21 protein-coding genes are annotated in these 20,524 nt (G+C 51.6%); 19 read left to right on the top strand and 2 right to left on the bottom strand.

Annotation, left to right across the window (positions count from 1 at the left end; all coding sequences use genetic code 11):
• Window positions 1-334 precede the first annotated feature (334 nt).
• The 16 genes from BKD14_RS18795 (at window position 335) to BKD14_RS18715 (ending at window position 18,330) form a co-directional block, all read left to right on the top strand.
• Entirely contained in the window at window positions 335-865 is a 531-nt protein-coding gene (locus BKD14_RS18795) for a terminase small subunit protein (protein ID WP_075657641.1), read from the top strand.
• Entirely contained in the window at window positions 783-2,048 is a 1,266-nt protein-coding gene (locus BKD14_RS18790) for a terminase family protein (RefSeq protein WP_083647309.1), read from the top strand. The genes BKD14_RS18795 and BKD14_RS18790 overlap by 83 nt, the downstream gene beginning before the upstream one ends.
• Before the next feature lie 3 nt (window positions 2,049-2,051).
• On the top strand, window positions 2,052-4,046 hold the full coding sequence (locus BKD14_RS18785; RefSeq protein WP_075657639.1) for a hypothetical protein: 1,995 nt from the start codon (window positions 2,052-2,054) through the stop codon (window positions 4,044-4,046).
• 86 nt (window positions 4,047-4,132) lie between these two features.
• A complete protein-coding gene (locus BKD14_RS18780; protein ID WP_075657638.1) occupies window positions 4,133-5,101 on the top strand; it encodes a hypothetical protein in 969 nt (322 codons plus the stop codon).
• 159 nt (window positions 5,102-5,260) lie between these two features.
• Complete coding sequence (locus tag BKD14_RS18775) at window positions 5,261-6,346, top strand: N4-gp56 family major capsid protein (protein ID WP_075657637.1); 1,086 nt, start codon at window positions 5,261-5,263, stop codon at window positions 6,344-6,346.
• A gap of 55 nt (window positions 6,347-6,401) precedes the next feature.
• Window positions 6,402-7,088, top strand: a complete 687-nt coding sequence (locus tag BKD14_RS18770) for a hypothetical protein (RefSeq protein WP_083647307.1) — start codon at window positions 6,402-6,404, stop codon at window positions 7,086-7,088.
• A 10-nt stretch (window positions 7,089-7,098) separates the two neighbouring features.
• Window positions 7,099-8,556 carry a hypothetical protein gene (locus BKD14_RS18765; protein ID WP_075657636.1) on the top strand — a complete coding sequence of 486 codons (1,458 nt, stop codon included), beginning with the start codon at window positions 7,099-7,101 and terminating at the stop codon, window positions 8,554-8,556.
• Window positions 8,553-8,984, top strand: a complete 432-nt coding sequence (locus BKD14_RS18760) for a hypothetical protein (protein ID WP_075657635.1) — start codon at window positions 8,553-8,555, stop codon at window positions 8,982-8,984. Before BKD14_RS18765 ends, BKD14_RS18760 begins: the two co-directional genes overlap by 4 nt.
• Window positions 8,984-10,003 (top strand): tail fiber domain-containing protein, encoded by a 1,020-nt coding sequence (locus BKD14_RS18755; RefSeq protein ID WP_075657634.1) that lies wholly within the window; start codon window positions 8,984-8,986, stop codon window positions 10,001-10,003. The genes BKD14_RS18760 and BKD14_RS18755 overlap by 1 nt, the downstream gene beginning before the upstream one ends.
• Window positions 9,996-10,361, top strand: coding sequence for a hypothetical protein (locus BKD14_RS18750; RefSeq protein ID WP_075657633.1), 366 nt, complete (start codon window positions 9,996-9,998; stop codon window positions 10,359-10,361). Before BKD14_RS18755 ends, BKD14_RS18750 begins: the two co-directional genes overlap by 8 nt.
• The gene (locus tag BKD14_RS18745; RefSeq protein WP_075657632.1) at window positions 10,361-11,797 is read left to right on the top strand and encodes a hypothetical protein; all 1,437 of its coding nucleotides are present in this window, start codon (window positions 10,361-10,363) and stop codon (window positions 11,795-11,797) included. The genes BKD14_RS18750 and BKD14_RS18745 overlap by 1 nt, the downstream gene beginning before the upstream one ends.
• Window positions 11,797-13,533 (top strand): hypothetical protein, encoded by a 1,737-nt coding sequence (locus BKD14_RS18740; RefSeq protein ID WP_075657631.1) that lies wholly within the window; start codon window positions 11,797-11,799, stop codon window positions 13,531-13,533. Before BKD14_RS18745 ends, BKD14_RS18740 begins: the two co-directional genes overlap by 1 nt.
• A gap of 1,161 nt (window positions 13,534-14,694) precedes the next feature.
• Window positions 14,695-15,372 (top strand): M15 family metallopeptidase, encoded by a 678-nt coding sequence (locus BKD14_RS18730; protein WP_075657629.1) that lies wholly within the window; start codon window positions 14,695-14,697, stop codon window positions 15,370-15,372.
• Window positions 15,372-16,124 carry a tail fiber protein gene (locus tag BKD14_RS18725; RefSeq protein WP_075657628.1) on the top strand — a complete coding sequence of 251 codons (753 nt, stop codon included), beginning with the start codon at window positions 15,372-15,374 and terminating at the stop codon, window positions 16,122-16,124. Before BKD14_RS18730 ends, BKD14_RS18725 begins: the two co-directional genes overlap by 1 nt.
• 186 nt (window positions 16,125-16,310) lie before the next feature.
• Window positions 16,311-17,864, top strand: coding sequence for a hypothetical protein (locus BKD14_RS18720; protein WP_075657627.1), 1,554 nt, complete (start codon window positions 16,311-16,313; stop codon window positions 17,862-17,864).
• Window positions 17,865-17,874: 10 nt separating this feature from the next.
• Window positions 17,875-18,330, top strand: a complete 456-nt coding sequence (locus tag BKD14_RS18715) for a hypothetical protein (RefSeq protein WP_075657626.1) — start codon at window positions 17,875-17,877, stop codon at window positions 18,328-18,330.
• Between the two features lie 102 nt (window positions 18,331-18,432).
• Here BKD14_RS18715 and BKD14_RS18710 read toward each other — a convergent pair whose 3' ends face one another.
• Window positions 18,433-18,735: a DUF982 domain-containing protein gene (locus BKD14_RS18710; protein WP_075657625.1), complete on the bottom strand. Its 303-nt coding sequence runs from the start codon at window positions 18,733-18,735 to the stop codon at window positions 18,433-18,435.
• Between the two features lie 94 nt (window positions 18,736-18,829).
• Between BKD14_RS18710 and BKD14_RS18705 the strand changes: the two genes are divergently transcribed.
• From BKD14_RS18705 to BKD14_RS18695, 3 genes are all read left to right on the top strand, one after another.
• Window positions 18,830-19,582, top strand: coding sequence for a glycoside hydrolase family 108 protein (locus tag BKD14_RS18705; protein WP_075657624.1), 753 nt, complete (start codon window positions 18,830-18,832; stop codon window positions 19,580-19,582).
• Window positions 19,579-19,839: a hypothetical protein gene (locus BKD14_RS18700; RefSeq protein WP_075657623.1), complete on the top strand. Its 261-nt coding sequence runs from the start codon at window positions 19,579-19,581 to the stop codon at window positions 19,837-19,839. Before BKD14_RS18705 ends, BKD14_RS18700 begins: the two co-directional genes overlap by 4 nt.
• Before the next feature lie 96 nt (window positions 19,840-19,935).
• Window positions 19,936-20,229, top strand: a complete 294-nt coding sequence (locus BKD14_RS18695; protein ID WP_022710445.1) for a hypothetical protein — start codon at window positions 19,936-19,938, stop codon at window positions 20,227-20,229.
• On the opposite strand, the gene BKD14_RS19230 is transcribed toward BKD14_RS18695, so the two are convergent.
• Window positions 20,216-20,434: a hypothetical protein gene (locus tag BKD14_RS19230; RefSeq protein ID WP_139316488.1), complete on the bottom strand. Its 219-nt coding sequence runs from the start codon at window positions 20,432-20,434 to the stop codon at window positions 20,216-20,218. The two genes, BKD14_RS18695 and BKD14_RS19230, sit on opposite strands and share 14 nt — an antisense overlap.
• Window positions 20,435-20,524: the final 90 nt, after the last annotated feature.

Below are 20,524 nucleotides of genomic sequence, written 5' to 3'. Positions count from 1 at the left end.
TGCAATGATCTTTGGCATTCATCTTCTATAGGATGTGGAGTTGAATGATTTGTTTGATTTTCATTATTTGAATGATGCATAATCAACCTTCCAAAGTAATAAAAATTACCCCGTGAATTTATATATTACTAATATAACCTTCTTAAGTAAATATGTATGAAATTCTTGGTGCCCCGCTTAGTGCGGGGTTTTTTATTGTCCAAACTTGGAGAGTGTGAATGACCTTTCTCGAATTCACCTTTCAATCACTCTGGCACTTTAGCGGCATGCTAATTCACATGTGGACGGCACTCGCTGGCATTGCATGGATTGCAGCAGGAGCAAGGGGTAAGTGATGACTGATGAAGCGCCGGTAACAGGCAGGCCGACAGATTATAGTCAGGACATAGCTGATCTGATCTGTGAGAGGCTGGCAGACGGGGAGAGCCTACGCAGCATTTGTGAAGATGAAGCTCTCCCAGCTCGTTCTACGGTTTTCAGATGGCTTTCATTGCATCCTGAGTTTTCAGACCAGTACGCACGCGCACGCGAGGCACAAGCAGACGCTATTTTCGATGATATCCTTGAAATTGCCGATGATGGGCGCAATGACTGGATGGAGCGCCAGAACGAGGACGGCGAAAACATTGGCTGGCGGGAGAATGGTGAGGCATTGCGCCGGTCAGCTTTGCGTGTCGATGCTCGTAAATGGATGGCTGGTAAACTGCGCCCGAAGAAATACAGCGACAAGCTTGATCTGAATGTTTCCGGATCGCTCCAGTCTATGCCAGAGGAGCAATTAGATGCTCGGATCACTGAGTTACTCGGAAAAGTTGGAGCTGGAAAGCTTGCTGGCCGAGAGAGCGCACCGGAAGAAGGTGAATAGGCTCAAAGGGTATGAGCCTTATCCAAAACAGATAGAATTTCATAATGCAGGCGCGTCATATCGGGAGCGCCTTTTTGCTGCCGGTAACCAGTTGGGTAAAACCCTGTCCGGTGCAGCAGAAGTTGCCATGCACCTCACCGGTGAATATCCGTTCTGGTGGCAGGGCTTGCGTTTTGACCATCCGATTGTGGTGATAGCAGGTTCCGAGAGCGGTGAGCTGACCCGCGATGGTGTGCAGCGCTTGCTTGTTGGTCAGCCAGACCGCGAAGAAGAATGGGGCACAGGTTTTATCCCGAAACGCTGCATTCAGCGCACGACGCGCAGACAAGGTGTTTCCAATGCCACTAAGGGCAGCGTGATGATGACCTATACGCCGCTCAAAGGTATGTCAGCGGTTTCTGCGCGGTTCTTTCTTGAAGATGCGCCTGATCGCATCAAGATCATGATGACCATTCAGGATGCGCTGCATTACTCGCAAGAGGAGCGCGACCGTATCATTGCCAGCTATCCGGCACATGAGCGTGAAGCACGCACAAAGGGCATACCAACACTTGGCTCCGGCCTGATCTTTCCGGTGATGGAAGAAGATATTGTGGTACAGCCGTTTCCGATTCCCCCACATTGGGTGCAGATCGGCGGTATTGACTTTGGTTGGGATCACCCGACTGCCGCCGCCAGTCTCGCTTGGGATCGGGACAGCGATATTGTCTATGTCACCAGAGATTACCGTAAACGTGAGGCGACACCGCTCATTCATGCAGCAGCATTGAAGCCGTGGGGCGCATGGCTGCCGTGGTCATGGCCGCATGACGGTTTGCAGCACGATAAAGGCTCCGGTGAGCAGATAGCGAAGCAATACAAAGAGCAGGGCATGAAGATGCTGCCACAACGCGCGCAGTTTCTTGACGGTTCAAACGGTGTTGAGGCCGGACTGTCAGACATGTTGCTGCGGATGCAGACAGGGCGCTGGAAAGTGTTCTCGACCTGTCAGGATTGGTTGCAGGAGCGCCAGACCTATCACCGTAAGGACGGCAAAGTTGTGAAAGAGCGTGATGACGTGATTTCTGCGTCCCGTTACGCATTGATGATGTTGCGGTTTGCCAAGCAGGCACCGCCTCCGGAAACCAGCCGCGCTTATCGAGGGTTTGGGGCAAATACCGGTTCAAGTTGGATGAGTGGGTAAAATATGGCTGAAAGAGCAAAAGACAGCGAAGCGATATTTGACCGGCTCAAAGGCTGGTACAAAGACGATATCGATAAAGTGCGTGCATGGCGCAAGCATGCCAAAGAGCATTTTGACTTTGTGGCGGGCAATCAGTGGTCAGACGGTGACCTTGAGGCTATGCAGAAGCAACAGCGCCCTGTGCTGACCTTCAACAATATCGCTCCTCTGGCTAATGCGGTTGTTGGTTCTGAGATGAACAACCGTCGTGAAATGCGCTTTATCCCGCGAGAGCAGGGTGATGCGCATGCCAATGAAATTCTGACAGCTGGCGGCGAGTGGTTTCGTGATGAAGCCAATGCCGAATATGAGGACAGTGAAGCTTTCCGCGATATGATTGTCAGCGGCCTCAGTTTCATGGATACGCGCCTTGATTATGAGGATGATCCAGACGGTGCGCCGGTGACTGAGCGCATTGATCCGTTTGAAATGGTGTTTCCGTCAACTGCTCGTAAGCTCAACATGACTGATGCTATGCGCATGTTTCGCGTGCGGGAAATGAGCATTGAAGAAGCGCAAGATATGTTTCCGGACATGCCTAAGGAAGCGCTGCACGCCGGTTGGGCGCGTGATGATGCAGGGCGGGACAATCCGCATCAAGTGAACCACGGCAATCGCTATTCTGATGATAATCAGGGAGAGCGGACATTCGAGGCAGGTGAGAAGGTTGTTATTGTTGAGGCGCGGTGGCTGGAACGGGAGCCATATTATCGTGGCCTTGATCCGCAAAATCCACAGGCTATGCGCGAATTTACGACTGCTGAGGTCAAGCAGATCAATAAGGAAATGCCGGAGATTGCGCCAAGTCTGAAACTGGTGCGCCAGATGCGCAAAGTGGCAAGACGTGCATTTCTTGGCAACAGTCTGCTGGCTGAGATCGATAGCCCGTTGGCGCCGCAAGGCCGTCTTGGTTGGGATGTTATGACCGGCTATTTCGACACTAAAGACGGGCTGTTTTACGGTATTGTTCGCGCTGCAATTGATCCGCAGCGCTGGACGAACAAGTTCTTTAGCCAGATCATGCATCTGCTCAACTCGCAATCCAAAGGCGGGTTGCTGGCGGAAAAAGAGGCTTTCGATAATATTCGGCAGGCTGAGGAAACATGGGCAAGTCCGGATGCAATCACATGGGTGAATGCCGGAGCGTTGCAAAGCGGGCAAATCCAGCCCAAACCACCGGCGCAATTCCCGCAGGGCTTTTTCGCACTGTTCAACGAGAGCAAGGAAGCGATTACGCAAGTAACTGGTCTCTCACGGGAGTTTATCGGTACGCGTGAAGTTGATCAGGCTGGTGTGCTGGAAAACACCCGCAAGCAGTCATCGCTTGGGGTGCTTGCCTCCTTGTTCAATGCATTGCGGCTTTATCGCAAGCGTCAGGCAGAAACCATTCTCTATCTCTTGCAGAATTATTTGTCGGATGGCCGCCTAATCCGTGTCGTTGGTAAAGGACAAGAGCAATATCTGCCCTTGGTTCGCCAAGTCGACAAGAAATACGACATCATCATTGATGACAGCCCGACCAGCCCGAACGAAAAAGAGCGCACTTGGGCGGTGATGCAGAGCCTATTCCCGCTGATCGGTAATATGGTCACGCCGGATATTCTGCTTGAGCTTCTGGAGCTTTCACCGCTGCCAGCCTCACTTGTGGCAAGCATCAGAGAGCGCTCTAAACAAGCGCAGGAACAGCAAAGCCAGCAACCGCCGCAGCCTTCTCCGGAAGAAATTGCGGCTAAAACTAAGGCGGAGAGCGCACAAGCTGATCTGGCTGTTAAACAGCAGCTCGGGCAGATGAAATTGCAGGAAAAAGCGACTGAGCTTATGGTCACGCAGCGCAAGGCTGAGATTGAGGCCGGTACTGCGGAGCAAAAAGGCAGACTGGATGCGCAACGCCTTGCCATTGAGGAGAGCCGCAATGCAATCCGGCGTACTTCAGAGGCGCGGCGCGGCTCAGCCATTTAACAAATAGCAGGGGGAAGCCCTGTTCTCGCTGAACCGAGCGCTATCGGTTGCCGTTGGTCACGTCAGACTATTCTCAAGGAAAAATCATGTCGGATATGGAAGAAGGCAAGCTCTCTGCTGAGGCAGAGGCTTATTTTTCGTCGGGCGGTGAAGTGCTGCCGGAAGATAAACCGAATACAGCTATCGAGCAGGCGGAAACAAGCGTTGTTCAGGAGCAGCCACAGCCGGAAGCCCCTGTGACAGATGGGGACAGCGCTGAGCAGGAAGGTGATCCGAACCGTACCGTGCCTTATGGTGCACTCAGCAAGGAGCGTAGCAGGCGCAAGGAAATTGAGGCTAAACTGCAAGCTGAAATAACAGCGAAAGCGGTCCTTGAAGACCGTTGGAACACTCTCGCTCAGGCTATGCGGCAGAATGGTGAGGCTGCGGCTGTCGACGATGATCCGGAACCAGATCCGACTGTTGATATCTTCGCCCATATGCAGTGGCAGGGTCGGCAGAATAAGAAAGTGCTCGAACAAATTCAGGAGCGAGAAACCCAAGCTGCACAACAGCAGCAGGTGCAGGCTCAGGAAAGAGCTGTTGCTGATTACTGGCGGGATTCATGTCAGGAATTTGCAACTCAGTCGCCAGACTATGGGGATGCTGTACATTTTCTGTCCGAAACCCGCGACAAGCAGTTGCAGTCTATGGCGGCGGCTTATCCTCAGTTCCAGACGCAAGAAGGGCGCAATCAGCAAATGAACGCCGAGTTGCGTGATATTGTAATCACGGCAGCAAAAACCGGCCAGTCACCGGCACAGGTGATTTATAATATGTCCAAAGCATACGGCTTTACTGGTGCCGCTCCGGCTCCCAATGCAGCAGCAGAACAGCTAAAGACAATTCAGGATGCGCAGTCGCGTAATAAAACAGTTGCTCAGGCAAGTGGCGCGCCAAGTGGTGATGTACTGACCTCTCAAGCGATTGCAGACATGTCGCCGGAAGATTTCGAGCGGTGGTACACCAAGCCTGAAAATCAGACACGTCTTATCAAGGTGCTTGGCGGTCGTTGAGCACAGCAATGAAGCCTCGGTATGCTTTCAAACTGCCCTTCGTCATTCGGGACGTCAGACCGAACCGCAGCAGGCGTAATCCTGCTTTCCGCTTAGCCGCGCGGCGTGATGCGCAAGCATTAACTCAAATTCCCAATCAGATTTTGGAGGTTTAGCCCGATGGCTACCACTGTTCAGCCTGTCAATGATGCATTGACTGTAAAACTCTGGTCTCAGCGTATGGACGTTGAGGCACTCAAAGAAACAACCGCCTATCAGTATATGGGCGAAAAGGCCGGTTCTCTGTGCCAGATCATGACCGAGACCAAAAAAGGTGCGGGTGACCAGATCACATGGGGCATTCGTATGCTGGCTACCGGCGACGGTACGACCGAAAACGAAGTGCAGGAAGGTAATGAAGAAAGCCTGACCCGCCAGAGCGACAAGATGGTGATCAACGAACTTGGTCATGCCCATCGCGTCCGCAACGAAGGTACAATTGATCGTCAGCGCGTACCTTACAATATGCGTGAAGAAAGCTATGACAGCCTGAAAGACTGGATGGCCGACCGTATTGATACATGGTTCTTCAACCAGCTCGCGGGCAATACCTTTGTCACCAATGGCAAATATACCGGTTTCAATGCCGCCATTGCTCCAAGTGCTGGCCGCATCCTGCGCGCCGGTGGTAAAGCAACGGATCAGGCACTTGTTGCTGCTGATGTGTTCAAACTGCAAATGATCGACGATGCTGTGAACCGTGCGAAAAACGCGGCTCCAATGGTGCGTCCGATCAAGGGCTTGGGCGCGGATATTGATTATGTCTGCTTTATTCATCCGGATCAGACGCTCTCAATGCGCAAGGACGTGGCAACGGTCGGCAACTGGTTTGACCTGCAGGGCAAACGCTTGCAGGGCGGTGATATCGACAAGAACGGTCTCTATACCGGTGCGCTCGGTGTTTATAACCGTACGCTGATTGTTGAGAACAGCCGTGTACCGCTTGGCATTGATGCAACCGATCCGGCAAGCCTCAAGCAGAAAGCCAATACCCGCCGTGCAATATTCTGCGGTGCGCAGTCGGCCTCGATGGCGTTTGGTAAAGACGGCGGCAAAAACAAGTTCAAATGGGTGGAAGACCTGTTTGACTATGATCGTGAACTTGGTGTTCGTGCCAGCATGATCGGCGGCCTTAAAAAGACCGTTTATGACGGCGTGGATTACGGCACCGTTGTGTTGACCTCTTTTGCTGCACCGGCTGCATAAATCCTGATTGGGCGGGTCATTCCCGCCCTTTCTCTTTTGTGAAAGGCGAGGTCATATGGCGATTACAGTTGTAACATCGGGGCCGAATTTCACCGGTGGCGATTATACATTTCCGCAACTTATCGCAGATATATCCCGCGATGTTGACGATACGACCGGTGAATATACTGCTGATATCCAGCGCGCGATTGCGGCTTCAATCCGTTATTGCGAGCGCGAAACCTATTATTTCAATGAAACCCGTGATGTGACGTTTAATACCGTTGCCGATCAGCAATGGTATGGCGCACCAGCTCATGAGCAAATTCCGCGCCTTGTGCATATTCAGGCTGCTTATCGTGAGGATAATGCAGGAAATGTGCTCGATCTGCGTCGTGATACGCCGGAAAATATGGAACGGCTTTCAGACCGTAATGCTGTCAAAGGCGAACCGGTTTCCTATACCTATTTCAATCAGCAATTGCGCCTCTATCCGGTGCCGGACGGTGCTTATAAAATCCGGCTACAGCTTGGAGCATATCGTCTTGCACCATTGACCAGCTTTGAAATCCCCAATGCATGGGTGACTGAGGCCTATGACCTTATCAAAGCCCGCGCCAAATATATTTTGGCTAAAGATACGCTCAAAGACCCGCAGGTCGCCACAGAAGCGCTAAGTGATTATCAGGATCAGCACAAAGCTTTGAAGCGAGAAACAACCTCACGCTATGCGCGGGGAGTTATCCGTGCGACAGCATTTTAAGGTATAATCCATGCCGACAATCCCATTTGCAGAGTTTCGCCCCGATGTCTCTGATCTGAACGGTAGTTTTACCGGTGATGTGAACAATGTGCTCTGCGCTGACGGGTCTTATATCCCGTTTCCTCAGTTTAAACCTTTGTCGCAAGCGCTGCCTACTGCCTGTCTCGGTGGATTTATGGCGCGCGATGATCTGGGCGGCACCTATGTTTTTGCTGGCACAGCAACAGGGCTTTACCGGTTGGATAATACCGATCTGGGATGGGTCAATATATCGAAGACCGACACGCAGTATAATGCCAGCCGCGAGGCGCGTTGGTCATTTGCGCAATTTGGCACTTTTGTAATCGCGGTGAATGAAAATGACAATCCGCAGGTAATTGAGCTTGGGCAGGCGTTGTTTCGTGATCTTGGCGGCAATCCGCCCCGCGCTGCGATTGTGCGCGTCTGGGGTGACTTTGTTGCTCTGATGGGGCTGCCTGCGCATCCGCGTCGCGTGTGGTGGTCTGGTTTAAATGATGCAGAGCACTGGACTGTTGGTGCCAAGAATTGCGATTATCAGGAGTTTCCTGATGGTGGCGTGGTTCAAGGTTCAACCGAGGCAACCAACCCGCTTGTGTTTCAGGAAAAAGCAATCCGGCGTGTGACCTTCGTTCCGGGTTCTGTGGAGATTTTCACCTTCCAGAAAATTCATGATCTGCGCGGTGCAAGGTCACGCCTTTCTATCGCATCGCGAGCCAATCTGGCTTTTTATGCTGACGAGGGCGGGTTCTTCCAGATTGCCCCTGACGGCTCTATGGCAAATATCGGTTTTGAAAAGGTCGATCGCACGGTTTTTGATCAGGTAGAATGGTCGGATACTGCTGAAATCATGGGCGTTGTCGATCCGTTTTACTCTCGTGTTTATTTTGCAATCCGGCGCTTCGGTAATGAGAATTACAATCAGATATATACCTATGATTGGGCGCTGAGCCGTTGGACAAAGGCGGATATTACCGCATCCATGCTCATGTCTGCTGCCACACTTGGTTATACGCTGGAAGGGCTGGACGCGGTTTCAACTTCGATTGATGCCCTGCCTTATTCGCTTGATGCCCGTTCATGGCAGGGCGGTTCGCCTGTATTGGCAGCTTTTACGCGGGATGGGGCGCTTGGTTTCTTCAACGGCCAGACGCAGGAAGCCGTGATTACTACACAGGAGATCGGCGATACCACAGGTGGCGTGACACGTATTCATGAAACCTATCTGATTGCCGATACAGGTGATGCCCGCTTGGCGATTGGTTCACGCTTTCGCCGTTCAGAAGCTTTTCGCTGGCAGGATGAGCAAGCGCCATCCTCACGCACCGGCATGTACCGGCGGATGTCACGCTCACGGTTTCACAAGGTCAAAGTCCGCATTCCTGCAGGTTCGATCTGGACGCACGCGCAAGGCATTGAAACCAAAATCAGCACAGCAGGCTCCAAATGACACTCGACATTCATCTGACAAACGATTGGCCGCCGGAGCGTATTGCGCATTATGGCCGACAAATCACTGCCTCTATGCAGCAAATGGTAGCGCGGTTTCCCAAGGACATTGAGATTAAATCCCTGATGAAGGAGATCCTGTCAGGTGAGCGTCAGCTTTGGCTGATCCTCGATGGCGAGGATTATGTTTCCTTTGTGCTCACTGAAATCAAACATAATCAGGCAACAGATCACCGCACAATCATGGTGACGGTACTGGCCGGTGAAGATGGTTTGGACAGCACGCCATTGATTGAAAAAATCGAACAATATGGCCGTGATCAGGGTTGCCATGAATGCAGCGTTCTTGGCCGTTTGGGCTGGAAACGCGCATTAGCAAAACAGGGCTATGGCGCTGAGCTGGCAATGTTTCGGAAAGGACTTGCATAATGGGTAAAAAAGGCGGCTCACAGACACAGACAACCGAGAATAAGCCGCCTGCATGGGCGGCTCCTTTGTTTCAAAAGTCTGCCAGCGAGGCAATGGATCTTTATAACAGCGGTAAAGGTGGCAATGTCTATCAAGGCCAGACCGTTGCCGATCTTGGAGCCAATACGCAGGCCGGTATTGGTAGCGTCATGAATGGTGGCGCTGATTATGGTGCCTTGCGTGATCAAGCTGGACAACCAACCAGTGCGCAATCCAATTTGCAGGATTATGCCTCCGGCAAATATCTCAAAGAGGGTAATCCCTATTATCGTGAGCGGTTGAATAACGAGATCAGCTCAGCCAATGATCTGATCCAGAGCCAGTTTGCCGGATCAGGGCGCTATGGCTCCGGCGCGAATACCGATGTGCTTGGCAAGAACACCACTAATATGCTGCTGCAAGGGTTGGAGAGCGATTACAACCGTGCAATGGATAATCAGTTCAAGGCTGTTGGAGCGATTGATGCGGCCAACGCGCAGTCTATTCAGAACCAGCTTGGCGTGGATGCCGCGCAGCTTGGTCGTGGTCAGGCTCAGATCGGTGCCGGACAAATTCAGGATAAGAATGCGCAGGATAAGCTGCAGGCTGATTATGCCAAATGGCAGGCAGAGGATATGCAGGACTGGACACGGCTCGGTCTGTTGCAGAGTGCTGCTGCCGGTTCTGCGGGTAATTACGGTACCAATGTTCAGACCGTTAATCAGCCATCTAATCCGCTTGGTGCTATCGGGGCGATTGGCTCACTCTTTGCTAAATCTGACGCGCGTCTCAAAGAGCATATCGTACAGACCGGCACTTATGAGAATGGTCTGCCAATGTATGAATTCAATTATAGGGGCGAACCCACACGCTTCCGTGGCCTGATGGCGCATGATGTGGCCGATAAGTATCCGGATGCGGTTGTGTTGGAAGATGACGGCTATCTGGCGGTCAATTACGACGCTCTCGGCATTAACATGGAGGTGGTGGCGCATGTTTAATGCTTTGAAAGGCGCAGGCAGCGCCATGAACACCATTGCGCAACCAACAGCTGCCGCCAGCGGTGGATTTCTCAGTGGTATCGGTGACAAGCTGGAAAGTTTTCAGCAGGCAATTGCTGGCACGCCGGAGAACCGCAATATGTTCTCTCAAGCCTTGCAGGATATGAGCGGCGGCAAACTCGGTAAGTATCGCTCTGAAATGACGGACGCAGAAAAGAGCAGGCAGGATTTGCTTGCCCAGATCGGACAGAACCAGCCCAAAGCACAGTTCTCACCGGTACAGATGGCAGGCGGTCAGCAGGGGAACCCGCTCTCAGCCTATATCGCCCAGATCATGGGGAAAGGTGGACAAGTATAATGCGCAATCTTCTTACAAGTTTTATGGATCAGCGCGAAACCATCGGCAATTTGCTCGCGCCATTCCTCACCGGTCAACCACAACAGTTTGCGCCGCAACCAAATCCGAACATGCTTTTGCAGGGAGCAGAAGCTGCACAGCAGCCAGCCCCGCCATTATCTGCACCAATAGATGTGTTGCAACAGCAGGTCGCACAGGTCCCGCGAGCGGTTGACCCAATGCCGACACACTCAACATCCCAAGCAATGCCAGCACAGCCGCCACAGTCCAAATCTGGCGGATTTTTTGATGGCCTGTCCAAGTTTGGAGAAAGCGATTTTGGTCAACGTTTAGGAGATATGTTTCTTGGTTGGGGCATGGGCGGTACTATGCAGGACAGCCTGTCAAAAGGCAGTCAGATGATTGCCGCCGGTAATCAGGACAGGAAGACGAAGAAAAACCAGAACCAGACTGTTGAATGGCTGAAAAGCAAAGGGATGGATGAAAGCGAAGCGCAGGCCGTTGCCAGTGACCGCGCTTCTCTCAATGCCTATCTTATTGCCATGCGCAAAGGTGTTGATCCGATGCAGGCACTGCAACAGCGCAAGATGGAACTGGAAATTCAGAAGCTGGAAAACCCTCAGCTTTCACCATCCGATCAGCTTGCCCGTGAGAAATTCGAGTGGGAGAAAAACAACGGTGGTGGGGCTACTGAATATGGTCTTAATCCTATTTGGGGGCAGGATGATCAGGGCAAACCAGTTTTGGGCGTTCTTGGTAAAAACGGTTCTTTCAAGCAGGTCGATACAGGCGGGTTTGATATTTCGTCCGGTACTGAACAAATCGATCTTGGTGATAGTTATGCCATTAAGGACAAGCGCTCCGGTCAGATTATTGGCTCCGTTCCTAAAAATCTTGCAAATGCTGAGAAAGAAAAAGTCGTAGGAAAGGCGCAGGGAGAGGCTTTCACTGCGCTTCCTTCTGATCTTGCGAGGAGTGAACAAACGATTGCTGATATTGATACACTGCTCTCACATGACGGGTTATCTGCAATTGTGGGGCCTGCTGACCAGTACCGTCCCAATTGGACAATGGGAGCAAGTGGGCGTGATGCACTGACATATCTCAAAAAGCTTCAAGGCGGCGCGTTTCTTCAGGCATTCGGCATGCTCAAAGGCGGTGGCGCTATCACTGAAATTGAAGGCGCAAAAGCGGAAGCAGCAATGGCGAGAATGGATCGCTCGCTAAGCGAGGATGATTTTAAAACTGCGCTAAAGGATTTTCGAAGCGCAGTCTCAGACGGCATGCAGAAATTAAAGCAGAAAGCTGGTGGAAACACAGATGCAGCGTATCCTCCTGCTGGCACAGCCAAAGTTAACAGTCAGGCTGAATTTGATGCTCTGCCGAGTGGAACACAATTTACGGCACCGGATGGAAGTATTCGGAGGAAACCATAATGGCAAATTGGTGGGAAGCTGCGCCTCTTGTTGAGCAGCCACAGACAGACACAGCAGGCGGCAACTGGTGGGAGGCTGCCCCATTGGTAGAGCAGCCACAAGCAAATCCTGACGGCACATTTGGCCAACCGCCGGAAGGCATGGTGCTCAATCCCGCAACCGGTCAGATGGAAGATTTGCGCAGCCCTGCTAATCCAAACATTCCGCAAGGTGGAGCCAATGCTCTTGCCCTCGGCATCGGGCAGGGTACAGGCTTGAACATGCTGGACGAGGCCAGTGCCGCGCTGTCAGTGCCATTCGGTGGGGATTACGATTATAACCTTGCGCGAATGCGTGAGGCAGAACGTCGAGCATCCGAGGATAATCCTGTCGCCTATTATGGCGGACAGATCGGCGGTGCGCTTGGCACCGGTATTGGACTGGCAAAGGGTGGCTTGTCTGCAACCAATGCAGCAATCAATTCCGGCGCTAAACTGCCGGCAGTAGCCCTTGCATCCGGTGCAGAAGGCGCTGCCCTTGGTGCCGGTTATGGCTTCGGTGCGGGGGAAGGGACGGACAGCAGGCTACAGGGAGCAAAAACAGGAGGCGGACTTGGATTTGGTATAGGGGCGCTAACTCCCGTTGCAATATCCGGCGCATCGTCATTGTACAATAAAGCTCGCGCCCCGTTTGCAACTTCTCCAGAGCGTGCCGCCGCCGTTCAAACTCTTAGCAATGAGGGCGTCCCTCTTTCTGCTGGTCAGAAGACCGGCAGTAAGTGGTTGCAATATCGAGAAAGTGAATTGGGTGGGGCAAAGGCCGCCGATCTCATGGATGAGCAGGCTAGAGCGTTCACCGATGCAGCAATGCGCAGGGCTGGCGGCTCCGGTCTGGCAAGCCCTGATAATTTAGGAGCGCTTGAACAACGGTTATCACAGGGATTTCAAGACTTATCAGCTCGTAACACGATCAGTATTGACCGCGGGATGGTCAACGATATCTCAAGAACAATGAACCGATACGGTGAAAAGCTAGATGCCCTTAAAAAGCCTGTGTTTGATAAGGTGCGCATTGATATCGTTAACGAGTTCATGAAGAACAAAGGAAGCGCTTCTGGGCAGTGGTACCAGCAGGCGCGATCTGATCTTTCTCAGCTTGCACAATCAGCTCGTGGCAATGATGATATGCTGGCAGGTGCTTATCGTGGTCTGCGCAATGCTCTTGATGACGCGATGGAGCGGTCTATTCAAAAGACGAACCCATCTGATTTAGGGACATGGAAGCAGCTTCGTAAGCATTGGGGGAATTTCCGTGTAGTTGCGGATGCATCGCGTGGTGCTGGTGAGGCGGGCGGCCAAGGTTATATCACACCAGCAAAACTCGCTCAGGCGGCAAGCAAGGGCAAGAATGGGCTTGCATTTGCAACAGGCAAAAGCGATTTCACCGATCTCGTGAAGGCGGGTCAGGCTGCAATGTCGCCATTGCCAAATTCAGGAACTGCACAGCGTATTGCATCTCAGGGCGTGACGGCAGCCGTTCTCGGAGGCGGAGGTGGGGCAGTTGGTGGACCGGTGGGAATGGCGGCTGGACTGGCAGCACCATATCTTGCCGGAAAAACACTTATGTCAAAGCCAATGCAAAACTATCTGGCTCGGCAGATCATAAGCCAGCCATTAACTCCGCAAAGCCGTAGCTTGTTAACTGCTCTGGTAAATGCGCAAGGTGGATTATTGGCGGGGCGGCTTACTACGCCATGAGGCGGGGATTTCACCGCCGGTTCTTTCCATGACCCAACCCATTAATACTATACCCGTTCCTAAGCCAAGCATAAGCTGATCCCAGTCAAACCCATCAATGTACCATTGGGCAGCCCATAACAGAGCAATCAACGCAAATCCCGCCTTCCAAATCCATTTTGGGAGGCGCTTTTCGTTGGGGATGTGTTCGATGGTTCTAGGATCGTGGTCTATTTGCTTCATTTGTCGGCCTTGGTTGCATTGGGTTCATTGGCACGGAAAAGCTTTAGCCAAAGCCGATGAGATATTTATATTGGCTGTCCAATGCCTATTCTCGGGTGTATCGGTAAGATATTTGCAAGTTATATCTACCAATTGTCCTGCTGTAACTCCTTGCGGGAAACATATATATGGTCGTGGTTCTATTATTTTATTCTCAGAAGACACTATGTAAGGTCTATTTGTTATTTCATCCACTACACCCATAACGTATGCCATCGCATGAGTTTTATTTTGACTGCAATGTGAGTGTAGCTTATTGCCATCCCAAAAAGCTTGGCTAAAAGCAGTAACGCAGCTGATCAATAGTGCAAATGCAGCCAACGATATTTTCATTAATAGTGGCATCCTAAATTTTATATTATTGAATAAACAATACTCAATCCTGAAAGGAATGGAAGCGCCATGTTTAAGCAACATTGGTCGTGCTGTGCCTTACATCGGCTACCAGCAAAATTCCCGATGAAATGTGACTGCGGTGGTTTTACAGACTACACAAAACCCGTGAAACGCCGATTTTATGCGGCTTCCAGTCTATACGTGGCTGTAGAAAATTTCGTTCAGTTATGGACATATCGGATATATTGGAAGCGTGAAACTGGCGCCAGCCTTCGCCGCTTCCTGTCTGAAGTTGCCAAGCATACAGCGATAGGTCGCCGTCTGCGTCGTACCCGTAAAGGTGGGGCTCAACGGTTCTAATTTTCCCGTTGTATACGAAGCTTATAATTTTCTTTGCGCGGATAGCTTCGCAAATACCCGTGTGAACCATGATTCTTCCTCCGCCTAATCTCGTGATACTTGAATCAATTCTGCACTAAGTCCACAGCCTCGCTTTTGCGGGGCTTTTTTATTGGAGAAAGCCATATGTCCTTTGACTTCAAAAAGTACGCTGTCGGAGGGGCGATGCGGCCTGATAGCTTCTCAGGACTGGATCAAGGCTTTGCTTCTGCACTGTCCAATATGTTTGCGGCTGCGCCGCCGGAGATTGCACAGCATTTGCGCATTACTTCCGGTTTTCGCTCACCTGAGCGGCAGGCACAGCTATGGCAGGATGCGTTGCAGAAATACGGATCACCGGAAAAAGCGAGGAAGTGGGTAGCGCCGCCGGGGCGATCTAACCACAACCACGGTCATGCCGCCGATCTGAAATACCTCGATCCATCAGCAACGACATGGGCGCATGAGAATGCCGGCCGGTTTGGGCTGGCTTTCCCGCTTTCAAATGAGAACTGGCATATCGAACTTGCAGGCAGGCGAGGTGGGAAGCCTGATCCGGCACTGGTTGCAAGCGCTCCGCCTTCACAGTCCGCCTTGCCTCTGCCGAGCACATCCCCGCAACTGTCAGCACAAGTGCCAGCGCAAGCTGTCGTAGGCAATGAGCAAGCGCCAACCTTTGCAGAAGCCGCCGCAGTGTCAGAACCAAGCCGCACGCAATCCAGCTTGAATGCGCTTTTGCAAGCCTTTGGGCAACAGCAGGAGCAAGCCTCACCGTTTTCGCCGGTTCAGTTCTCCGGCGTTTCTCCCAACCAGTCCAACGCTCTCGCCTCGCTTGTGGCATCCATCAAACAAGGACGCGCATAATGCCGATCAAAGATTACAGTACCACACCGTCAAATAACACGGCCATCAACGGGATTAATATTGCCGAGGGTTGTGCGCCTTCCAACATTAACAATGCGATCCGGCAGCTTATGGCTGATCTGGCAGACAAGCAGGCACTGAAAGCCTTTCTCAATGTGGTGATTGGTACGGATGTGCAGGCTTATGATCCAAAGCTTTACAATATGGTCGTGCCTGTTGGCGGAACGATCGAATGGAACGGCGATACGGAGCCGGAAGGCTGGATGTTCGAGGATGGGCGCGCGTTGTCCCGTACAACATATCCGGCACTGTTCGCTGTTCTCGGCACAAAATGGGGAGCTGGAAACGGTACGACGACTTTCAATATCCCTGATTGTCGGGGGCGCGTTGTAGCTGGCATTAATCGCGGAACCGGCAGGCTCACCGCTGCGTACGGTGGGGTTGACGGTGATGTTCTTGGCGCTGTGGGTGGCTCGCAAACCCATGTACTGACGGAAGCGCAGATGCCAAGTCACCGGCATGAAGGCAATACCAATCAATCCGGCAGGCACTGGCACCATTATACAGGCGCAGCCACGAACGTGAATTACGGTGGCGACCGCCCATCTGGCACCGGAGGCAACAGCAAGTCTGCGACAGACGAAGCCGGTGAGCACTCCCACTATGTTGAGACAAATTACAAGGGCGGGAACCTGCCTCACAACAACGTTCAGCCGACGATTATCAAAAACAAGATTATTCGGGTGCTGTGATGGAAAAAACATCTCCTACTCCACAGGCGATTTCCGGTGTCTCAGATACGAGAAGCATCCGTGTCCTGCTCCTTGCGAACGGGCAACAGGTGCATGCGCCGTTAGACGGCCTTTTGAAACCTCTCGCTGACCGAATAACAGAACTTGAAGCCCGCCTTACTGCGGCTGGCTTATAAGAGGTGACGCATGGTTGATATTCCTTATCATACCCATCAATTTGACATTCCCACCGCATCTGAGGGTGAAATCCGCACTGGCGTAGAAGCCGGTAAAGCTATCACGCCTGATAGGCTTTTCCCTGTGCTTGCAGACAAGGCCGATAAGTCTACCACCCTTGCCGGATATGGCATTGTTGATGCCGCGACCAAAGAGCAGGGGCAGAAGGCAGATACGGCAGTGCAGCCTGCACAGGTTTCCGCTGTGGGCTTTTCAGGTCGCTATGACGATTTGCTGAACAAGCCTTCGCTTGGTAGTGCTTCGGGGCTGAATGTTGGCACGACTGCGGGAACTGTTGCGGCAGGTGACGATGCCCGTATCGTTAATGCCGCTCAACAAAGCATCACTGTAACTGCCGGAGCGGGGTTGAGCGGCGGCGGTACATTGGCTGCAAATATAGCTCTTGCTCTGTCCTCCACTTCACTCGCCTCGCTGGCTTTGGCAGATACTGCTGTTCAGCCGTCTGATCTTGGTGCTCTGGCAACAAAAAGCAAAGTTGCGACAGCAGATATTGATGCTTCCGGCTCAACAGCAGGTGGGGCGTTGCTAACCCGCGGCGGTGTATGGGTTGATCCGTCCGGCGGCGGCGACATGTTCCGTGCAACATATGACCCGAACAACAAGGCCGCCGATGCTTTCAGCATGGGCAGCATGGTCGAAACGACAGCTGCCAAAGTTATGACCGCAGCTGAGCGGACAAAGCTTGCAGGTGTTGCCACTGGTGCGACGGCAAATACAGGAACGGTAACTAGTGTCGGGGTTGCTGTACCAGCTGGTTTATCTGCAACTGGTGCGATTACCACGAGCGGCACAATCACCATTTCGTATGCTACCGGCTATCAAGGCTATACCACAGCAGAAGCAAACAAGCTGGCCGGAATTCCTGCTGATGCGGACAAAACACCAGCACTGGCAGCGGTTGCCACGACTGGCAGTTACAATGACTTGTCTAATAAGCCAACAATTCCAGCCGCACAGGTTCAAACGGATTGGAATGCCTCAAGCGGGGTATCTTCAATCGCCAATAAACCCGCAACTTTCCCACCATCAGCACATACTCATACGCCTTCAGAAGTCGGCCTTGGGAATGTGGCTAACAAGACCGAAGCGCAGATGGTGGCTACTGGCGCTATTGCTGACTCGCTTGACGGGAAAATGACAGGGGACACATGTGAGATTGGCGGATTTATATCTCAAAATGCTCAATCTCCTTACATGAGGCATAAAACATCTAACGAGGTTGTCCGGCTTCTTCGATATGACCAACCAGCTAACAAATCATATTCTGTAAATGGCATGCAATTGCGTGCAGGACGGCAGCAGGTAACCTTCAACGCATCAGGACACGCTACCGTCAATTTTACACCATTCCCAAACACTTTAACGAGCGTCGTAATCACATCCGCAGAATTTACTACCGCAGCGTCATATGGGGTGCAGCCTATTAATGAAGGCGCATTTAACCTTTACAGCAACTCGCCTAGTCAGACTAAGTGGATCTCATGGATTGCTACAGGGGGTTGATAGGGAAGACATGAATATGCACAAATTCTACATTAAAACTAATGCTGACGGGCTTTTAACCGGCGTGTTTGATACGATCTATTACGAGCCAAGTGCGGAACAGATCGAAGGTTTCACCGAGGTCGATCAACCTACGTTTGAAGAATTATATCAAAATCAGCAGACACGTCGGTACGTGAATGGCAAGGTTGAAATTTTTATGCCGACGCCATTAACACCTGAAGAGCAACGCGCTCAAATGCCGCCAATCAGCAAGCGGCAGCTTCGCCTGACATTAGTGCGCAACGGCATCAGCCTTTCTGATCTTGACGCGGCTATTCTCGCGATGGGCGATGAAGCTACTATCGAATGGCAGGATGCTTCTGAGTACCGGCGTTTGCACCCATTGCTCAACCAAGTGGCAGCGCATCTGTCGTTAAAGCAGGAACAGGTTGATGCAATGTGGCAGCAAGCTTTAACTGCCTGACTATTGCTCTCTCATTAATAATTTTATCTGCCTTTGAAGAGGTATTTATTGCAGTGAGTAAGCCCGAGCACGATACACCTCAGACTTACTCACAAAATTTAGTTAAGCAGACAACTGCCCACTATTTGATGATTTTTCAATTGCCCAAGGTATGGGGGCGGTAGGAGTATCAAGAATACCACGCTTGCGGGCAAAACCTTTAATCGCATTTTGCGCCGCAATCACTGGCTTTATACCATCATGTGCGTCGCAGCATGCCTTCCAAGCGGTGTCATATATCAAATCGCGATCATTCTCTGGCCATTCATGTAGGAACATAAGTGCATCGTGAACACTGGCAATCTCTAACGTTAAATAACGTCCATTTTTAACGTAAACGGGTTTGTCAAACAAACGGTCGCTCACAAAAACCTCCTTAATACGAACGATGTGTTGGTGTGACGCGCTCGATTTAGTGAGTGGATTTTTCATTTCAAGGGTATTTTTAGAAAGGAACGCTATGCGTGAGACCTTAACGACCGCGCTTGACCTGATGTTTGGTCATGAGGGCGGATATGTGAATAATCCGAAAGACCCGGGCGGCGCCACGAAATACGGCATCACACATAGGACATTAGCCGCACACCGTGGTGTTGCCAGCGTTACACCGGCACAGGTCAAAGCGCTCACCAAGGAAGAAGCTGCAAAGATTTACCGGCGCTCTTATTGGGTGCAATCCGGCGGAGATCTCCTTCCGGTGGGTATCGACTTCATGGCGTTTGATTATGGGGTGAATAGCGGTCCTGCACAGGCGGTTAAGTCGCTCCAGCGCGTGGTTGGTGTGACTGCGGACGGCATTGTTGGCGGTCAGACGGTTGCTGCAGTGAAGGCTTATAAAGGCGATCTTATTGCGGCATATGCTGCTGAACGCCTCCGGTTCATGAAAACCCTGAGGACATGGCCGACATTCGGGCGGGGTTGGCAAAAGCGGGTGATCAGTGTGGAGGCGCAATCACGTCAGCTCATACGGGGATTCCAAGTAAATACCGATGTGAATACTTCCTCGGCTAAGGCCAACCCCAAAGATCAATCTCTCATGGAAACATTTAAAAAGCCAGAGGCATGGGCATCAATTGGCGGCCTTTTATCTGGTCTTGGCGGTATGGCTTCCGGCACCGGCCCTATACAGTGGGCGCTTGCAATCATCATGGTCGGAGCATTTGCCACCGGTACGTATTTCCTCATCAAGCGTATGCAGGATCAAGCAGCATGAGGATCAGTCTTCAAGACATCATCGGCGCGGTAATCGGAGGGGCAGTTTCAGGCCTCTTTTTTTATGCGCTTGGGGTTCATGACGGCAAACAGGATGCGGCACTAAAAGCCGCTCAAGCTGTGACGCAGGCAATCCAGAACAGGGCAGGGATTAATGAAACAATCAACAATATGGACGGCGTTGCTCTGTGTGTTGAGCTTGGCGGGGTGCGCGACCAGTGCGAACAATTGCGCGGGATGGCAGAAAATCAGCCTTAAACCGGAAACCGCTGTCTATATGGCAGGTAATGACCAGAGCGCGGGCAAAGGCATTGCCGGTCACAATGCCTACGGAAACAAGGCGGGGTGCTGGTAATGTCGCCAACAGAGAATGATTTCGATCTTCGTTCCCGCGTTGTAAATCTTGAGCAGCAGCTGACCGGTATTCTCCCGCGCCTTGTGGTTCTGGAGAAGTTTCAGGTTCAATCTGAAATCGCAGATGCACGCAAAGATGAGCAGTGGAAGCACATGGACAACCGGTTCAATGATCTGGAAAAGAAGATATCCGGTGTGAGTGATACTCTGGCGAAGGTCGTTTGGCTTATAATAAGCGCTCTGATCCTTGGAGTTGTCAGCTTCATGCTAAAGGGTGGTTTTAATGTGCCTTAACGATACTCGTGGGTTTCGTTTTCTTTGTTTTTAACGGTGGAGTGATCGCCGCTTGAGCAAGTCTTTGTGCTTTTAATCGCGCGGTCTTCTCATCACGAAGTTTCACATTTTCTTCGATTTCATCGGAGATACGTGCATGAACACTGCTTTGAAGCTGTGTTTTCTCAAAGGCAATTTCTGCATTTTGACGTAATAAGCTGTGCATTGATTTCATCTGGTAGCCAATCTTGATGTGAGAAATAAAAAAGGCCAGACAAAAATGCCTGACCTCTCATTATGTGTATTCTCTCCAGTG

The organism is Pseudochrobactrum sp. B5, from assembly GCF_001939785.1.
Classification (GTDB): domain Bacteria; phylum Pseudomonadota; class Alphaproteobacteria; order Rhizobiales; family Rhizobiaceae; genus Pseudochrobactrum; species Pseudochrobactrum saccharolyticum.
Note: the sequence above shows the minus strand (reverse complement) of the source record. Positions and strands in the feature narration are given on the sequence as shown.

What these genes read in the sequence shown, in the direction of transcription:
- BKD14_RS18795 (WP_075657641.1), top strand. Translation starts at nt 335, where the DNA reads ATGACTGATGAAGCGCCGGTAACAGGCAGGCCGACAGATTATAGTCAG.
- BKD14_RS18755 (WP_075657634.1), top strand. Translation starts at nt 8,984, where the DNA reads ATGGGTAAAAAAGGCGGCTCACAGACACAGACAACCGAGAATAAGCCG.
- BKD14_RS18700 (WP_075657623.1), top strand. Translation starts at nt 19,579, where the DNA reads ATGAGGATCAGTCTTCAAGACATCATCGGCGCGGTAATCGGAGGGGCA.
- BKD14_RS18725 (WP_075657628.1), top strand. Translation starts at nt 15,372, where the DNA reads ATGCCGATCAAAGATTACAGTACCACACCGTCAAATAACACGGCCATC.
- BKD14_RS18740 (WP_075657631.1), top strand. Translation starts at nt 11,797, where the DNA reads ATGGCAAATTGGTGGGAAGCTGCGCCTCTTGTTGAGCAGCCACAGACA.
- BKD14_RS18720 (WP_075657627.1), top strand. Translation starts at nt 16,311, where the DNA reads ATGGTTGATATTCCTTATCATACCCATCAATTTGACATTCCCACCGCA.
- BKD14_RS18695 (WP_022710445.1), top strand. Translation starts at nt 19,936, where the DNA reads ATGTCGCCAACAGAGAATGATTTCGATCTTCGTTCCCGCGTTGTAAAT.
- BKD14_RS18775 (WP_075657637.1), top strand. Translation starts at nt 5,261, where the DNA reads ATGGCTACCACTGTTCAGCCTGTCAATGATGCATTGACTGTAAAACTC.
- BKD14_RS18705 (WP_075657624.1), top strand. Translation starts at nt 18,830, where the DNA reads ATGCGTGAGACCTTAACGACCGCGCTTGACCTGATGTTTGGTCATGAG.
- BKD14_RS19230 (WP_139316488.1), bottom strand. Translation starts at nt 20,434, where the DNA reads ATGCACAGCTTATTACGTCAAAATGCAGAAATTGCCTTTGAGAAAACA.
- BKD14_RS18770 (WP_083647307.1), top strand. Translation starts at nt 6,402, where the DNA reads ATGGCGATTACAGTTGTAACATCGGGGCCGAATTTCACCGGTGGCGAT.
- BKD14_RS18790 (WP_083647309.1), top strand. Translation starts at nt 783, where the DNA reads ATGCTCGGATCACTGAGTTACTCGGAAAAGTTGGAGCTGGAAAGCTTG.
- BKD14_RS18745 (WP_075657632.1), top strand. Translation starts at nt 10,361, where the DNA reads ATGCGCAATCTTCTTACAAGTTTTATGGATCAGCGCGAAACCATCGGC.
- BKD14_RS18765 (WP_075657636.1), top strand. Translation starts at nt 7,099, where the DNA reads ATGCCGACAATCCCATTTGCAGAGTTTCGCCCCGATGTCTCTGATCTG.
- BKD14_RS18785 (WP_075657639.1), top strand. Translation starts at nt 2,052, where the DNA reads ATGGCTGAAAGAGCAAAAGACAGCGAAGCGATATTTGACCGGCTCAAA.
- BKD14_RS18780 (WP_075657638.1), top strand. Translation starts at nt 4,133, where the DNA reads ATGTCGGATATGGAAGAAGGCAAGCTCTCTGCTGAGGCAGAGGCTTAT.
- BKD14_RS18760 (WP_075657635.1), top strand. Translation starts at nt 8,553, where the DNA reads ATGACACTCGACATTCATCTGACAAACGATTGGCCGCCGGAGCGTATT.
- BKD14_RS18750 (WP_075657633.1), top strand. Translation starts at nt 9,996, where the DNA reads ATGTTTAATGCTTTGAAAGGCGCAGGCAGCGCCATGAACACCATTGCG.
- BKD14_RS18715 (WP_075657626.1), top strand. Translation starts at nt 17,875, where the DNA reads ATGAATATGCACAAATTCTACATTAAAACTAATGCTGACGGGCTTTTA.
- BKD14_RS18730 (WP_075657629.1), top strand. Translation starts at nt 14,695, where the DNA reads ATGCGGCCTGATAGCTTCTCAGGACTGGATCAAGGCTTTGCTTCTGCA.